The organism is Streptomyces sp. NBC_01460 (genome assembly GCF_036227405.1).
Classification (GTDB): domain Bacteria; phylum Actinomycetota; class Actinomycetes; order Streptomycetales; family Streptomycetaceae; genus Streptomyces.
Genome location: NZ_CP109473.1, coordinates 4,183,544 through 4,198,509 on the forward strand (window position 1 = coordinate 4,183,544; position 14,966 = coordinate 4,198,509).

General features: G+C 68.6%; 13 protein-coding genes and 1 tRNA gene. 8 read left to right on the forward strand and 6 right to left on the reverse strand.

The window, feature by feature from the left end:
- Positions 1–168: 168 nt before the first annotated feature.
- From OG488_RS18605 to OG488_RS18620, 4 genes are all read right to left on the reverse strand, one after another.
- Complete coding sequence (locus OG488_RS18605; RefSeq protein WP_329230681.1) at positions 169–513, reverse strand: rhodanese-like domain-containing protein; 345 nt, start codon at positions 511–513, stop codon at positions 169–171.
- Positions 514–558: 45 nt separating this feature from the next.
- Positions 559–1,563 carry a J domain-containing protein gene (locus OG488_RS18610; RefSeq protein WP_329230683.1) on the reverse strand — a complete coding sequence of 335 codons (1,005 nt, stop codon included), beginning with the start codon at positions 1,561–1,563 and terminating at the stop codon, positions 559–561.
- A 59-nt stretch (positions 1,564–1,622) separates the two neighbouring features.
- Positions 1,623–3,080, reverse strand: a complete 1,458-nt coding sequence (locus tag OG488_RS18615) for a DUF2252 domain-containing protein (RefSeq protein ID WP_329230684.1) — start codon at positions 3,078–3,080, stop codon at positions 1,623–1,625.
- 320 nt (positions 3,081–3,400) lie between these two features.
- Complete coding sequence (locus tag OG488_RS18620; protein WP_329230686.1) at positions 3,401–4,477, reverse strand: hypothetical protein; 1,077 nt, start codon at positions 4,475–4,477, stop codon at positions 3,401–3,403.
- Positions 4,478–4,559: 82 nt separating this feature from the next.
- Here OG488_RS18620 and OG488_RS18625 point away from each other — a divergent pair, with 82 nt between their 5' ends.
- The gene (locus OG488_RS18625) at positions 4,560–5,012 is read left to right on the forward strand and encodes a MarR family winged helix-turn-helix transcriptional regulator (protein ID WP_329230687.1); all 453 of its coding nucleotides are present in this window, start codon (positions 4,560–4,562) and stop codon (positions 5,010–5,012) included.
- A gap of 72 nt (positions 5,013–5,084) precedes the next feature.
- Here the strand turns inward: OG488_RS18625 and OG488_RS18630 are convergent, their stop codons facing one another.
- On the reverse strand, positions 5,085–5,429 hold the full coding sequence (locus tag OG488_RS18630; protein ID WP_329230689.1) for a winged helix-turn-helix transcriptional regulator: 345 nt from the start codon (positions 5,427–5,429) through the stop codon (positions 5,085–5,087).
- A gap of 159 nt (positions 5,430–5,588) precedes the next feature.
- Between OG488_RS18630 and OG488_RS18635 the strand changes: the two genes are divergently transcribed.
- Complete coding sequence (locus tag OG488_RS18635; RefSeq protein WP_329230690.1) at positions 5,589–6,200, forward strand: FMN-dependent NADH-azoreductase; 612 nt, start codon at positions 5,589–5,591, stop codon at positions 6,198–6,200.
- 318 nt (positions 6,201–6,518) lie between these two features.
- Here the strand turns inward: OG488_RS18635 and OG488_RS18640 are convergent.
- A tRNA-Leu gene (locus tag OG488_RS18640) sits at positions 6,519–6,601 on the reverse strand.
- A 314-nt stretch (positions 6,602–6,915) separates the two neighbouring features.
- On the opposite strand from OG488_RS18640, the gene OG488_RS18645 reads away from it, so the two are divergent.
- The 6 genes from OG488_RS18645 to pknB all read left to right on the forward strand — a co-directional run bounded on the left by OG488_RS18645 (position 6,916) and on the right by pknB (position 14,949).
- Entirely contained in the window at positions 6,916–7,773 is an 858-nt protein-coding gene (locus OG488_RS18645; RefSeq protein ID WP_329230693.1) for a DUF3662 and FHA domain-containing protein, read from the forward strand.
- Between the two features lie 10 nt (positions 7,774–7,783).
- Positions 7,784–8,302, forward strand: coding sequence for an FHA domain-containing protein FhaB/FipA (locus tag OG488_RS18650; protein WP_329230695.1), 519 nt, complete (start codon positions 7,784–7,786; stop codon positions 8,300–8,302).
- A gap of 129 nt (positions 8,303–8,431) precedes the next feature.
- Positions 8,432–9,919 carry a Stp1/IreP family PP2C-type Ser/Thr phosphatase gene (locus OG488_RS18655; RefSeq protein WP_329230697.1) on the forward strand — a complete coding sequence of 496 codons (1,488 nt, stop codon included), beginning with the start codon at positions 8,432–8,434 and terminating at the stop codon, positions 9,917–9,919.
- Between the two features lie 21 nt (positions 9,920–9,940).
- Positions 9,941–11,341 (forward strand): FtsW/RodA/SpoVE family cell cycle protein, encoded by a 1,401-nt coding sequence (locus tag OG488_RS18660; protein ID WP_329230699.1) that lies wholly within the window; start codon positions 9,941–9,943, stop codon positions 11,339–11,341.
- Positions 11,338–12,792, forward strand: a complete 1,455-nt coding sequence (locus OG488_RS18665) for a peptidoglycan D,D-transpeptidase FtsI family protein (protein WP_329230701.1) — start codon at positions 11,338–11,340, stop codon at positions 12,790–12,792. The genes OG488_RS18660 and OG488_RS18665 overlap by 4 nt, the downstream gene beginning before the upstream one ends.
- Before the next feature lie 171 nt (positions 12,793–12,963).
- The gene (gene pknB / locus OG488_RS18670) at positions 12,964–14,949 is read left to right on the forward strand and encodes a Stk1 family PASTA domain-containing Ser/Thr kinase (RefSeq protein ID WP_329230703.1); all 1,986 of its coding nucleotides are present in this window, start codon (positions 12,964–12,966) and stop codon (positions 14,947–14,949) included.
- The last annotated feature ends 17 nt before the right edge of the window (positions 14,950–14,966 follow it).

A 14,966-nucleotide genomic window follows, 5' to 3' on the forward strand; every position in this document is an offset into this window, starting at 1 on the left:
AGCTGGATCCGCCTGCAGGAGCTGGATCAGCCTGCGGGAGCTGGATCAGCCCGCGGGAGCTGGATCAGCCCGCGGGAGCTGGATCAGCCCGCGGGAATCCGGTCTGCTCCCGGGAGCGGCCCGAGGCGATGCCGGGGGCGCCTAGGAGAGACCGGCCCGTGGAAGCCGTCAGAGCACGAAGGCCGAGCTTCCGTTGTCCGCGACCATCGGGCGCCCGGCGCCGTCCCATGCCAGCATGCCGCCGTCGATGTTCACCGCGTCGATACCCTGCTGCACGAGGTACTGGGTGACCTGGGCGGACCGGCCCCCGACCCGGCACATCACGTGCACACGCCGACCGTCGTCGGCCGCCTCGGTCAGCTCGCCGAAGCGGCCCACGAAGTCACTCATGGGGATGTGCAGCGCACCCTCGACATGCCCGGCCGCCCACTCGTCGTCCTCCCGGACGTCCAGCACGAAGCCGTCCGACGGGACCGCCGCGACGTCCACCGAGGGCAGCGGAGCGAAATTCATGGGTATGCCTTCTCTCGTACGTACGCGCCAGAGTCATCCGGAACGCTACTGCACCAGCCCTGCCAGCTCGTCCTCGCGCCGGGCCACATCGGCCAGGAGCTTCTCGCCGATGTCGTCCAGCAGCCGGTCGGGGTCGTCCGGTGCCATCCGCAGCATCGAGCCGATCGCGCTCTCCTCCAGCTCCTGGGCCAGGACCGTCAGCAGTTCCTTGCGGCGGCTGAGCCATTCCAGCCGCGCGTAGAGCTCCTCGCTCTCGCTGAGACGCAGCTCCGGCGTCACGGGTCCCGCCGCCCACTCGGCGGCCAGCTCCTTGAGCAACGCCACGTCGCCTCGTCCGTACGCCGCGTTGACACGGGCGATGAACTCGTCCCGCCGTGTCCGCTCCGTCTCGTCGGGTGCCAGATCCGGGTGGGCCTGACGGGCCAGCTCGCGGTAGAGCTTGCGTGCCTCCTCGCCGGGCCTGACCCGCTTGGGCGGCCTGACGGGCTGCTCGGTGAGCATGGCGGACGCCTCGGGCGAGAGACCGTCCGAGTCCATCCAGTCGTGGAAGAGCTCGTCCACTCCAGGCATCGGCATGACGATCGCCCGTGCCTCCTGGGCCTTGCGGAGATCCTCCGGGTCGCCGGTCCTCGCGGCCCGCGCCTCCGCGATCTGCGCATCGAGCTCGTCCAGGCGGGCGTACATCGGGCCGAGCTTCTGGTGGTGCAGCCGGGAGAAGTTCTCCACCTCGACCCGGAAGGTCTCCACCGCGATCTCGAACTCGATCAGCGCCTGCTCGGCCACCCTCACGGCCTTGGCGAGCCGCTCCTCGGGCCGAGGAGCACCGGCCCCGCCCGCCGCCGCGTCGTCGCCCACCTGACCGCTCGTGGAAGCGGCCGGATCACGCTCCGCTTCACCGGCGGCGGCACCCGCCTGCGGCGCGTCGTCCGCATCCGGCCGCACGTCGCTCAGCGGCTCGTCCTGGGTGCGCCGGGGCTCGTCCTGCCGCTCCGGGTCCTGGCGGTCTTCGTCATTCCGGGTGGTCGGCACCCCGGCGGCTTCGTGGGTCACCCGTCCAGCGTATGGCCACCGCCCGGGCCGCGAAGACACCTGGTGACCGCCCGAACCGCTCAGACGCCGAGCTCTGCGGCTATTCGCCCGGATCGGACACCCTTGACGAGCTGCGCGTGGTCGGCCTCCGTACGGTCCGCGTACGTCACGGCGAAGTCGGCCACCGCGGTGTCCAGCTCGGCGTTCTTCCCGCAGTAACCCGACAGCAGCCGGGGATCGGCGCTGTGCGCATGGGCCCGGGCCAGCAACGCCCCGGTCATCCGCCCGTAGTCGTCCACCAGGTCCGCGGCCAGGGCGGCGGGATCCACGCTGCCCTTGCGATTCCTGAACTGGCGTACCTGGTACGGCCTGCCGTCCACCTCGGCCCAGCCGAGGAGTATGTCGCTGACCACCTGCATCCGCTTCTGGCCGAGCACCACCCGGCGTCCCTCGTGCACCACGTCCGGCACCTCGAAGCCGACCTGAGGGAGGTAGGGCGTGAGCGCCGAAGGACGGGCTTCCTTCACCTGGAGGACCAGCGGCTCGCCACGGTGATCGAGCAACAGCACCACGTAGGACCGCGTCCCCACACTTCCCGTGCCGACCACCCGGAACGCCACATCATGGATCGCATAGCGGGCGAGCAGCGGGACCCTGTCCTCCGAGAGCGTCCCGAGATAGTCCTCGAGGCCCGACGCGACAGCCGCGGCCTCCGCGTCCGGCACCCGGCGCAGGACGGGCCGCGCGTCGACGAAGCGACGGCCTCCGTCCTCGCACTCCTCGGTGGAGCGTGCGGCGAAGCGGGCACTCGTGTTGTTCCGCGCCTTGGCGGAGACCCGCTCCAGGGTCCCCAGCAGGTCCCGTGCGTCCGTGTGGGAGACGAGCTCCTCGTCCGCGATGGCGTTCCACGCGTCGAGTGCGGGCAGCCCGGCCAGCAGCCGCATCGTGCGCCGGTACGCGCCGACCGTGTCGTACGCGCCACGGCGGCAGGTGTCCTCGTCCGCCCCTGCCTCCCGGCCCGCGAGCACCAGCGATGTGGCGAGCCGCTTGAGATCCCACTCCCACGGTCCGAAGACGGTTTCGTCGAAGTCGTTGAGATCGATGACCAGATTGCCGCGCGCATCGCCGTACAGACCGAAGTTGGCCGCGTGCGCGTCACCGCAGAGCTGGGCACCCACTCCCGTCACGGGCGTGCCCATCAGGTCGTGTGCCATCAGACCGGCCGAGCCGCGCAGGAACGCGAACGGCGTTGCCGCCATCCGCCCCACCCGTATGGGCGTCAGGCCCGGCACCCGGCCCCGGTTCGATTCCTCGACGGCCTGCACCGCGTCCGGCCTTCCTGCGGGCAGGTCGAGGGAACTGTGGGCGGAGCGGGGCACCTTGAGCCTCAGCGCCTTGCCGGCCGACTTCGGGGACACCGCTCCGGCTCCCGCCGGGCGCACCCCTCCGGCCACGCGGCGCGCGAAACCGGGAACGACGGGAATGCGTCCGTCCCCCACCGCCGACTGTGCCGGCACCGTCGCCTCGACTTCGCCCATGGAGCGCCGCCTCCCCCGCCCTCGTTCAGCCGTCCTGCCCGGTCAACATCAACTGCGGACGACGGTACAGCCGGTCCGCGACAACCGTCCTCCCCTGTGGACAACTTGGGAGCGGCACTGTGGACAACCACTTCGACGCCCGAATCCCGAACGGCTCGTCCATGCTCGGCCGTCCCGTCGTCCGGCCCCTGCGTGTGTGCGACGGACCACGGAGGCCACAGCAGCGCCGACCACCACCGCGAGCCCGGACCGCACCGCGCACCCACCGCGAACCCGACCGCACCGCCGACGACCACCGCGAGCCAGGGCACCTCGCCGCCTCACACCCCGACGGCCTCTTCCATCTCCTCCTCGACGCCGACGGACGTCCGCACAACGGCGGCTGCCTCACTCGCACGCGCCGCGACCTCGCGGCGCCGCTTCGCCTCGGCCGTACCCGCCACTCCCATGACGACCACGCCGGCCACGAACCACAGCGCCAGCACCAGCAGGTGACCGCCCAGCGCGTGCCCACCGAAGTACACGTGGCTGCGGACTCCCTCGACGAAGCCTGCACCGTTCCAGAAGGAGTGCAGGGATCCGAAGAAGCCGGGCTGGAGCTCCGGCCGGAAGATGCCCCCGGAACTCGTGAAGTTGAGCATGACGAAGAGCAGCATCACGCCGAGCGTGGTCCACCGCTTGAGGAAGGTGTGCAGCCCGACCCCGATCAGCAGGATCCCCGCGGAATAGAGCCATGCCATGGCCCAGAGCCCGCCGAGGCCGTGGTCCACCAGGCCGAACACCGGTCCCGCGAACGCGGCTCCGATCAGACTGACCAGGAACGAGGTGCCGATGGCCAGCGCAGCCCTGATCCGCAGGGGCAGCACCGCACCCGCACCACCGATCACCGCGACCGAAGCGTAGGACCCGATACTGACCGCCACCAGCAGGAAGAAGATCCCCTGTCCGGTCGGATCCCCGCCCGCCGTGGGTGACACGTCCGTCACCTGCAACGGCGAGCCCTGCCCGGCTGCGACCTCGGTGAAGACCTTCTGCACCACCGTCGCGCTGGTGTCCGACGACGCGGTGGCCACGAGCAGTTCGGGGCTGCCGCCCGGAACGTAGGCGCCGTAGCTCTGCTGCGTCTTCAGGTGGTTCACCGCGATGTCGCGGTCGGCTACGGTACGCACACTCAACGCGCCGTCACCCTTGTCCTGCAAGGTCTGCGCAAGCACCTGCGCGCTTGCCCCCGAGCCGACGACGTCCACCCGCAGGTCGTGCGGCTCCGGGGCGTGGAAGGCGCCCAGATAGGCAAGCCCCATGCCGATACACATCAGCAGCGGCGTGACGAGATGACTGAGCACATGACGCAGCGCACCGGCGGTGGAGCCGGAGGCGGAGCTCGGGCCAGTGGACATCGGACCGTTCCTCCAATAGTTGGCTTCTACAACCCTTAGACTCGTTGTAGCATACAACTAAAATCTCGAGAAGGTGATTCACGTGGCGGACAACCCCGGGGGACGCGAGGAGTCGCTGGATGTCATCCAGCGCGAGCTGACCGCGTTCGCACGCCGCGCACGGTCGGCTGCGGCACGGCTCCACCCGGACCTGCCGCTGGTCTCGTACACACTGCTCGCCCACATCGACCACCGGCACGGCTGCCGTGCGACCGATCTGGCCACGCACTACATGCTGGACAAGTCGACGGTCAGCCGGCAGGTCGCGGCACTGGAGAAGCTGGGCCTGGTCGAACGGCACCCGGACCCGGACGACCAGCGCATTCAGGTACTGCACCCCACGACCGCCGGAGTCGAGGCCCTCGCCTCGACCCAGGCCAGCCGTCGCGCCGCCTACCGCGAGCGGCTCGCCGCGTGGACGTCGGACGATCTCGAGCAGTTCGCGGACTACCTGTTGCGCTACAACGCGACCGGCGAGGATGCCCCACCCCGCTAGACGACCGCCCCGCACCGGCTCCCGAGGACCCGGAGAGCACCATCCGCACCGTCGGCACACCCGGCGGAGGGGTCAGCAGCCTCCCGACTCCGCCAGATACGTGTCCGCCCACTTCCCGAGCTCCTTGAGCGCGGGCCCCATGGCGGCACCGGCATCCGTCAACCGGTACGCGACCCGCAGCGGGGGCCCTTCGTCGACCTCGCGCACCACAAGACCGGCCGCGCCCAGCTCGGACAGCCGGTCCGACAGCATGCGCTCGCTGATGCCCGGAATCGCCCGGCGCAGATCCGCGAAGTGCACCGGCTGCTGCATCAGCACGGAGACGATCGGGCCGGTCCAGCGCTTCCCGAACAGCTCGAAGACGCGAGTGATGCCCACATCCACCCGCCGACAGGTCTGCTCGCTGTGATCCGCCATGCCCTCAGACTACTGCGTCAGCGTTGGCGACTTACTAAAAGTAAGTGACTATGTTATCAATAGGTACGTACGATAAAACCACGCCCTGCTTTCCCGTCGCTCCGGCCTGCCCTCGTGAGCACGTGCAGCGCCGCCCACTCGACTCCCACGGAGATCCTCATGGCCACGCTCCTCCACATCGACTCCGCCGCCTTCCCGCAGGGCTCCACGTCCCGCGAGGTCACCGCCACCTTCGTCGCGACCTGGCGTGAGCAGCACCCCGACGGCGAGGTCGTGTACCGCGACCTCGCCGCAGACCCCCTGCCCCACCTGGATGCCTCTGCGGTGGTCGCCGGCGCCGACGACTCGCTGCGCGGAAAGCTGGCCGCGGAACTGGCTACCGCGGACGCCGTCATCATCGGCGCACCCATGTACAACTTCTCCATCCCGTCCACGCTGAAGGCGTGGCTGGACCACGTGATCATCGTCGGCCACAACGCGGGACCGGACGGACCCGTCGCCGGCACCCCCATCACCGTCGTGGCCAGTCGCGGCGGTTCGTACGCCCCCGGCACCCCGCGCGAGGAATTCGAGTTCGTCCAGAACTACCTGGAGAAGGTGCTCACGGGCATGCTCGGCGCCGAGGTCGACTTCATCGTCCCGGAGCTGACGCTGGCCCACACGAAGCCAGAAATGGCCGAGCTCATCCCTCTCGCCGACGCGTCCCGTACACAGGCTCTCGCCGACGCGACGGAGAAGGCCAAGGTCCTCGCGGCGCGCCTCGCAGCCTGACTACCCGTTACGAACGGCCGCACGAACCGGCCCTTCGGTGCGGATCCGACGTTTCACGTGAAACAACACCCTCCGGAGTGGCTCCACCCGAGGTGCGTGCTTCATCACAGAGCACGCCACGCCCACGCCCACGCCGATCGACCGCCATGTCCGGCAGGACTCCCCGAGGCCGACAGCGGGTACCGCGAGTGCCCCCGAGGGATCGCCCCGCACCGGCCGCCGGGAAAGATCCACACAACGAAGAACCCCCGCACCGGATCTCTCCGGTGCGGGGGTTCTGTCGAACCAACCCGACAGTCTCAACCGACTGCCCTGTTGTGCGCGAGGGGGGATTTGAACCCCCACGTCCCTAAGGACACTGGCACCTGAAGCCAGCGCGTCTGCCGTTCCGCCACTCGCGCATGAGTGGTGTTTTCGGGCTCTCCCACCGTGTGGTGCGAGCGCCTTGCGACAACGGAAGATTAGCACGCTGGACAGGGTGGATTCACATCCGTTGTTTCGCCGGACCCACGAGGGGAACCGGGAACGCGGGAAGCCCGGCCCCACTCCTCCTGAGTGCACCCGGAGTGCGGGACACTGTCAGGAGACCACCTCTACGATCCGTGTGAGAGGTGACACTCATCCACTGTGCAGACAAGGGGAACCAGCCGATTTCCCCACGCGTGGATACGATCAGTAAGCAGTACAGGGACGACGACACCGGAGGAGGTGCCCCATGGGAGTCATGAAGCGTTTCGAGCAGCGTCTCGAAGGTCTGGTCAATGGCACCTTCGCCAAGGTCTTCAAGTCCGAGGTGCAGCCGGTCGAGATCGCGGGAGCCCTCCAGCGCGAGTGCGACAACAACGCGACGATCTGGAACCGCGAGCGAACAGTCGTGCCCAACGACTTCATCGTCGAGCTCAGCACGCCTGACTACGAGCGGCTCAGCCCGTACTCCGGACAGCTCGGCGACGAGTTGGCCGGCCTCGTACGCGACTACGCCAAGCAGCAGCGGTACACCTTCATGGGACCGATCAAGGTCCACCTGGAGAAGGCCGACGACCTGGACACGGGTCTCTACCGCGTACGCAGCCGGACCTTGGCGTCGAGTTCGTCACAGCAGGGCCAGCAGAGCGGCCCCGCCCCCCAGGCCCAGCCGAACCGCCCCTCCGCCCCTCAGGGGCAGGGCGGCTACGGCTACCCGCCGGCTTCCGCCCCGCCCATGCCCCCGGCCCCGCCGGGTGCCGGGCGCTCCGGAGGCCCTTCCAGCGACTGGCGCCAGCCGGCCGCGTCCGGCTCCGCGCCGGACGCGCAGGTACGGCGCTGGATCGAGATCAACGGCACCCGCCATCAGATCTCCCGCCCGACGTTGGTGATGGGACGAAGCACCGACGCCGACGTGCGGATCGACGACCCCGGCGTATCCCGCCGGCACTGTGAGATCCGGACCGGAACGCCCTCGACGATCCAGGATCTCGGGTCTACCAACGGCATCGTGGTAGACGGGCAGCACACCACCCGCGCTACGCTCCGCGACGGCTCGCGGATCGTCGTGGGCAGCACCACCATCGTTTACCGGCAAGCCGAAGGGTGAAGCGGGGGCAATGTCAGAGCTGACCCTGACGGTCATGCGGCTAGGTTTCCTGGCTGTTCTGTGGCTATTCGTAATCGTGGCCGTACAGGTCATTCGCAGCGACCTGTTCGGTACGCGTGTCACACAGCGCGGCTCACGCCGCACTGCCGGTGACACCCGCCCCCAGCAGGGGCGCCAACAACAACAAGCAGCACCGCCTCAGCAGCGCCAGCAGTCCGGGCGCCAGCGCCGCGGGGCACCCACCAAGCTGGTCGTCTCCGAAGGCACTCTCACCGGCACCACGGTCGCGCTCCAGGGCCAGACCATCACCCTGGGCCGGGCGCACGATTCAACGATCGTGCTGGACGACGACTACGCGTCCAGCAGGCATGCCAGGATCTACCCGGACCGTGACGGCCAGTGGATCGTCGAGGATCTCGGGTCCACCAACGGCACCTATCTCGACCGGACCCGGCTCACCACCCCGACACCTGTTCCGCTGGGCGCGCCGATCCGCATCGGCAAGACCGTCATCGAGCTGCGGAAGTAGTACGACAATGAGCGAGCGGAGCGAGCGAGCCGCGGCGGTCCTGACCACGGACCCTGCCCGGCTCCCGACCGGAGGGTGGGCAGTGTGGCTCGAGACCGGCTGTACCCCGAACCGACGGGCGAGGTGCGCATGAGCTTGTCCCTGCGCTTCGCCGCCGGATCGCACAAGGGCATGATCCGTGAAGGCAACGAGGACTCCGGTTACGCCGGACCCCGCCTTCTCGCCATCGCCGACGGCATGGGCGGCCAGGCGGCCGGAGAGGTCGCCAGCTCCGAGGTGATCTCCACGCTCGTCCAGCTCGACGACGACGTGCCCGGCTCCGACATCCTCACCTCGCTCGGTACGGCGGTCCAGCGGGCCAACGACCAGCTGCGCGTCATGGTCGAGGAGGACCCCCAGCTGGAGGGCATGGGCACCACGCTCACCGCCCTGCTCTGGACCGGTCAGCGCCTCGGCCTCGTCCACGTCGGTGACTCCCGTGCGTACCTCCTGCGCGACGGCGTCCTGACGCAGATCACCCAGGACCACACCTGGGTGCAGCGTCTCGTCGACGAGGGCAGGATCACCGAGGAGGAAGCCACCACCCACCCGCAGCGCTCCCTGCTGATGCGGGCCCTGGGCAGTGGCGACCACGTGGAGCCCGACCTCTCCGTCCGGGAGGTCCGCGCCGGTGACCGCTATCTGATCTGCTCGGACGGACTCTCCGGCGTCGTCTCCCACCAGACGATGGAAGAGACCCTGGCCAGCTACCAGGGCCCGCAGGAGACCATCCAGGACCTCATCCAGCTCGCCCTGCGCGGCGGAGGCCCTGACAACATCACCTGCATCGTCGCCGACGTCCTGGACGTCGACAGCAACGACACCCTGGCCGGGCAGCTCAACGACACCCCGGTCATCGTCGGGGCGGTCGCCGAGAACCAGGCCGCCCAGGCGAACGACGGCCGGGCCATGGAGACGCCCGCGGGCCGCGCGGCCGGCCTCGGCCGTCCCGTGCCGCCGCAGACCGGAGGCTTCGGTCCTCCCGGCAGCGGCGACGACATGGGCTACGGCTCCGGTCCGGACGGCGCCTTCGACGCGTACACCGACGAGGACTTCGTCAAGCCCCGAGGCCGCCGCAGGTGGCTGAAGCGTTCGTTCTACATCGTGCTCGCACTGGCCGTGATCGGCGGTGGCGTCTACGGCGGCTACCGCTGGACCCAGACGCAGTTCTACGTGGGTACGAAGGACGACAACGTGGCGCTGTACCGCGGAATCAGCCAGGACCTCGGCTGGGTGTCCCTCTCGAAGGTCGAGGAGGACACCAAGATCGAACTCAAGTACCTTCCGCCGTACTGGCGCAAGAAGGTCGAGGCGACGATCTCTCAGGGCAGCATCACCGACGCCCACAAGAAGCTCGGCGAGCTCGAAGCACAGGCCTCCGCCTGCAAGAAGGACGCGCAGCGCCGGGCGGCCGAGGCCGACACCAACGCCGCCAAGGACAAGGGCGAGACCGGCACCGCCTCCGACAGCACTTCCGCCACGTCTCCCGCCAAGGGGACCAAGACCGCGACTCCCACTCCCGGCCCCAGCCTCTCGGAGGAAGAGAAGAAGCTGGCCCTGCAGTGCGGTAAGCAGTAAGCCGTAGGGGGCCTTCAGCACATGAGCGTTGTCACCAACACGACCACCATCGGCGCGATCGACGCGCCGAGCCGCCGCAACACCGAACTGGTTCTGGTCGCCTTCGCCGTCCTGATCTCGGTGTTCGCGTACGCCAACGTGGGCCTCGCCCTACACGGCGAACTGCCCGCAGGCATGCTCGGCTACGGCCTGGGCCTCGCGCTGCTCGGCGGTGTGGCACATCTCGCGGTACGGAGATTCGCCCCGTACGCGGACCCGCTGCTCCTGCCGCTGGCGACGCTGCTGAACGGGCTGGGCCTGGCCTTCATCTGGCGCCTTGACCAGTCGGAGCGGTTCCAGGCCACCGACAACTTCGTGGCCGCGGCCTCCAAGCAGCTGATGTTCTCGGCCGTGGGCGTGGCCCTGCTGGTCGGCGTCCTGATCGCCCTCAAGGACCACCGCATCCTGCAGCGCTACACCTACATTTCCATGCTGGTCGCGCTGGTCCTGCTGATCCTTCCCATGTTCTTCCCGGCGGTGAACGGCGCCAAGATCTGGATCAAGATTCCCGGCGTCGGCACGATCCAGCCCGGAGAGTTCGCGAAGATCATCATCGCGGTGTTCTTCGCCGGCTATCTGATGGTCAAGCGAGACGCCCTCGCCCTGGCCAGCCGACGCTTCATGGGGCTCTATCTGCCCCGTGGGCGTGACCTGGGCCCCATCCTCATGGTCTGGGCCTTCTCGATCCTGATCCTGGTCTTCGAGACCGACCTCGGATCCTCGCTCCTGTTCTTCGGCATGTTCGTCGTCATGCTGTACGTCGCCACCGAGCGCACCAGCTGGATCGTCTTCGGCCTGCTGATGTCGGGGGCCGGCGCGGTCGGTGTGGCCACCTTCGAGCCGCACGTCCAGGACCGTGTCACCGCCTGGCTCGATCCGTTCGCCGGGTGGGGAAAGCTGGCCGCCAGCGAGCAGATGGCCAAGTCCCTGATGGCCTTCGGTTCCGGAGGCACCCTCGGCACCGGCCTCGGCCAGGGCAACTCCGACCTGATCGGCTTCGCCGCCAACTCCGACTTCATCCTCGCCACCGTCGGCGAGGAGCTCGGCCTGGCCGGAATGATGGGGGTACTGCTGATCTACGGCTTGATCGTCGAGCGCGGCGTCCGTACGGCACTCGCCGCCCGTGATCCCTTCGGCAAGCTCCTGGCCATCGGCCTGTCCGGCTCCTTCGCCATCCAGGTCTTCGTCGTCGCCGGCGGTGTCATGGGGCTCATCCCGCTGACCGGTATGACCATGCCGTTCCTCGCGGCCGGTGGTTCGTCCGTCATCGCCAACTGGGCCCTCATCGGGATCCTGGTCAGAATCAGCGACACGGCCCGGCGTCCAGCCCCTGCTCCCGCACCGTCCCCGGACGCCGAAATGACCCAGGTGGTCCGACCATGAACAAGCCGCTCCGCAGGATCGCGATCTTCTGCGGCATCCTCGTACTGGCCCTGTTGATCCGTACCAACTACATCCAGTACGTGCGCGCCGACGAGCTCAACGCGAACGAGCACAACCGCCGCGTCCAGATCGAGCGCTACGCCCACGAGCGCGGCAACATCATCGTGGACGGCGAGCCCGTCACGGGCTCCGTCGAGACCACGGACAGCGACTTCAGGTACAAGCGCGTCTGGAAGAACGGCCCCATGTGGGCCCCCGTCACCGGCTACTCGTCGCAGGCGTTCGACTCCTCACAGCTGGAGAGCCTCGAGGACGGCATCCTGACCGGCAACAGCGACCAGCTGTTCTTCGACCGCACCCTGTCGATGTTCACCGGTGAGAAGAAGACCGGCGGCAACATCGTCACCACGCTCAACGGCGCCGCCCAGAAGGCCGCCTTCGAGGGGCTCGGCAACAAGAAGGGCGCGGTCGCCGCGCTCGACCCGCAGACCGGCGCCATCCTGGCGCTGGCCAGCACGCCCTCGTACGACCCCTCGGTCTTCGCTGGCAACTCGATGAAGGACTCGGACGCCCGGCAGAAGCTCCTTGAGGACAAGGACAAGCCGATGCTGAACCGGGCCCTGCGGGAGACCTACCCGCCCGGCTCGACGTTCAAGGTCGTCACCGCCTCCGCGGCGCTGGAGAACGGCCTCTACACCGACATCGACGCGAAGACCGACTCCCCGCTGCCCTGGCGGCTCCCGCAGTCGACCAACCTGTTGCAGAACGAGGGCAACATCCCCTGCAAGGACGCCTCGCTGCGGGTGGCTCTCCGCTACTCCTGCAACACCGTCTTCGGCAAGATGAGCGACGACCTCGGCAACAAGAAGATGATCGAACAGGCCGGCAAGTTCGGCTTCAACGAGGAAGTCTTCACTCCTGTCCGGGCCGACGCCAGTGTCTACCCCGAGGACAACAAGCCGCAGAACGCCATGGCGGGCATCGGCCAGGCGTCCAACCGCGCCACCCCGCTCCAGATGGCCATGGTGGCCTCCGCGATCGCCAACGACGGCAAGCTCATGCAGCCGTACATGGTCGCCCAGCGCCAGGCCCCGAACCTGGACGTCATCTACACCCACGAGAAGGAGCAGCTCAGCGAGCCGCTCTCGGCGGAGAACGCCCAGAAGGTGCAGCAGATGATGGAGACCGTGGTCAAGGAGGGCACGGGAACCAACGCGCAGATCGACGGCGTCACCGTCGGTGGCAAGACCGGTACCGCTCAGCACGGCCTCAACAACAGCGAGAAGCCGTACGCCTGGTTCATCTCGTACGCCAAGACCGACAGCGGCTCGCCGGTCGCCGTGGCCGTGGTCGTCGAGGACGGCAACGCCAACCGGGACGACATCTCCGGTGGCGGCCTGGCAGCACCGATCGCCAAGAACGTGATGAAGGCGGTACTCGACGGAAAGTAGTGACACCCGTCACAACTTCTGTTCACACCAGCACATTGGGATACCGGTCGGATATCAGCTGACGGGTGCGGGCCGATCACGCCGGGGGTGCCCGGTAGCGTATGCGCGAGCAGCGCACCGCCGGACCACACACGGGTGCGGTCGGGACTGACGGAGAGGGCTGGATCAGTTATGGAAGAGCCGCGTCGCCTCGGCGGCCGGTACGAGCTGGGCTCGGTGCTCGGCCGTGGTGGCATGGCCGAGGTCTACCTCGCCCACGACACCCGGCTCGGCCGCACCGTCGCTGTGAAGACGCTGCGGGCCGATCTCGCCCGCGACCCGTCCTTCCAGGCACGGTTCCGCCGTGAAGCCCAGTCCGCCGCCTCGCTCAACCACCCTGCGATCGTCGCCGTCTACGACACCGGCGAGGACTACGTCGACGGGGTCTCCATCCCGTACATCGTGATGGAGTACGTCGACGGGTCGACCCTCAGAGAGCTTCTGCACTCCGGCCGCAAGCTGCTGCCGGAGCGGACCCTCGAAATGACGGTCGGGATCCTCCAGGCACTGGAGTACTCCCACCGCGCCCAGATCGTCCACCGCGACATCAAGCCGGCGAACGTCATGCTGACGCGCACCGGCCAGGTCAAGGTGATGGACTTCGGCATCGCCCGCGCCATGGGCGACTCCGGCATGACGATGACCCAGACCGCGGCGGTCATCGGAACGGCCCAGTACCTCTCCCCGGAGCAGGCGAAGGGTGAGCAGGTCGACGCACGCTCCGACCTGTACTCCACGGGCTGCCTGCTCTACGAGCTGCTCGCGGTCCGGCCCCCCTTCGTCGGGGACTCGCCCGTCGCGGTCGCATACCAGCACGTGCGTGAGGAGCCGCAGCCTCCGAGCAACTTCGACCCCGAGATCACGCCCGAGATGGACGCCATCGTCCTGAAGGCGCTGACCAAGGACCCCGACTACCGCTACCAGTCGGCCGACGAGATGCGCGCCGACATCGAGGCCTGTCTCGACGGCCAGCCGGTCGCGGCCACGGCGGCCATGGGCGCGGCGGGCTACGGCGGATACGACGGCTACAACAACGACCAGCCCACCACCGCCCTTCGCGCGGCCGACCCGGGCGGCCAGACGTCGATGCTGCCCCCGGTCAATCCGGACGACGGCGGCTACGGCTACGACGACCGCCCGGACCGGCGACGCCAGAAGAAGAGCAACACCTCGACGATCCTCCTGGTCGTCGCCGGTGTTCTCGTCCTCATCGGCGCCATCCTCATCGGACGCGTGGTCTTCAGCGACAACGGTGGCGGCGGTGACAAGTTCGACGTGCCGAACATGATCGGTTCCACGGTCAAGGACGCCCAGAGACTCGCGGACAACGCAGAGGTCACGCTGAAGATCGGCTCCAGGGAACCCTGCGAGGCCCAGGAGAAGGGTCAGATCTGCAGCCAGACCCCGACCCCCGACGAACGGATGGCGACGGGCGAGACCGTGACGGTCGTCGTCTCCACCGGCGCCCCCAAGGTCGAGGTGCCGGATGTCCTGGAGAAGTCCGAGGACAACGCCCGCAAGGCGCTGGAGGACAAGGGCTTCACGGTGAACGTGGAGACGGCGGAGTCGGACAAGACCCCGGACACGGTCATCTCGCAGGACCCCAAGGGCGGCTCCGAGGTGGAGAAGGAATCCGAGATCACGATCACCGTGGCCAAGGAGAAGCTCCTCGACCTGCCGGCGCTGACCCGGACCTACGCCGAGGCGGAAGCCCAGCTGCGGGCCATCGGATTCACCAACATCCAGCGGCAGGACGTCGACTCGGAGCAGCCGAAGGACATGGTCGTCGGCCAGACGCCGGAAGGCCCGAGCAAGCAGGCCAAGGACGCCCAGATCGTCCTGAAGGTCTCCAAGGGACCGGCGCAGCCCGAGCAGGTCACCATCCCGGGTGACATCGTCGGGAAGCGGTACCAGGACGCCAAGGGCCAGCTCGAAGGCATGGGTCTGGTGGTGGCGCTCGCCCCCAACTCGCCCGACAAGCCCAACGCCCTGGTGATGCGGGCCGATCCGGGGGCCAACTCGCAGGTCGCCAAGGGCTCCACGGTCACCCTCACCACCCTCGGTGGCGAAGGGGACGGCAACATCTTCGGCGGCCCGTCCGGCACGGCGGCCGACTGACCCGCGTAGCGCCCACG

Bases quoted from the DNA above. Each gene is read 5' to 3' on its own strand.
- OG488_RS18615 (WP_329230684.1), bottom strand. From the start codon at position 3,080: ATGGGCGAAGTCGAGGCGACGGTGCCGGCACAGTCGGCGGTGGGGGAC.
- OG488_RS18605 (WP_329230681.1), bottom strand. From the start codon at position 513: ATGAATTTCGCTCCGCTGCCCTCGGTGGACGTCGCGGCGGTCCCGTCG.
- OG488_RS18650 (WP_329230695.1), top strand. From the start codon at position 7,784: ATGTCAGAGCTGACCCTGACGGTCATGCGGCTAGGTTTCCTGGCTGTT.
- OG488_RS18635 (WP_329230690.1), top strand. From the start codon at position 5,589: ATGGCCACGCTCCTCCACATCGACTCCGCCGCCTTCCCGCAGGGCTCC.
- OG488_RS18655 (WP_329230697.1), top strand. From the start codon at position 8,432: ATGAGCTTGTCCCTGCGCTTCGCCGCCGGATCGCACAAGGGCATGATC.
- OG488_RS18660 (WP_329230699.1), top strand. From the start codon at position 9,941: ATGAGCGTTGTCACCAACACGACCACCATCGGCGCGATCGACGCGCCG.
- OG488_RS18620 (WP_329230686.1), bottom strand. From the start codon at position 4,477: ATGTCCACTGGCCCGAGCTCCGCCTCCGGCTCCACCGCCGGTGCGCTG.
- pknB (WP_329230703.1), top strand. From the start codon at position 12,964: ATGGAAGAGCCGCGTCGCCTCGGCGGCCGGTACGAGCTGGGCTCGGTG.
- OG488_RS18630 (WP_329230689.1), bottom strand. From the start codon at position 5,429: ATGGCGGATCACAGCGAGCAGACCTGTCGGCGGGTGGATGTGGGCATC.
- OG488_RS18645 (WP_329230693.1), top strand. From the start codon at position 6,916: ATGGGAGTCATGAAGCGTTTCGAGCAGCGTCTCGAAGGTCTGGTCAAT.
- OG488_RS18665 (WP_329230701.1), top strand. From the start codon at position 11,338: ATGAACAAGCCGCTCCGCAGGATCGCGATCTTCTGCGGCATCCTCGTA.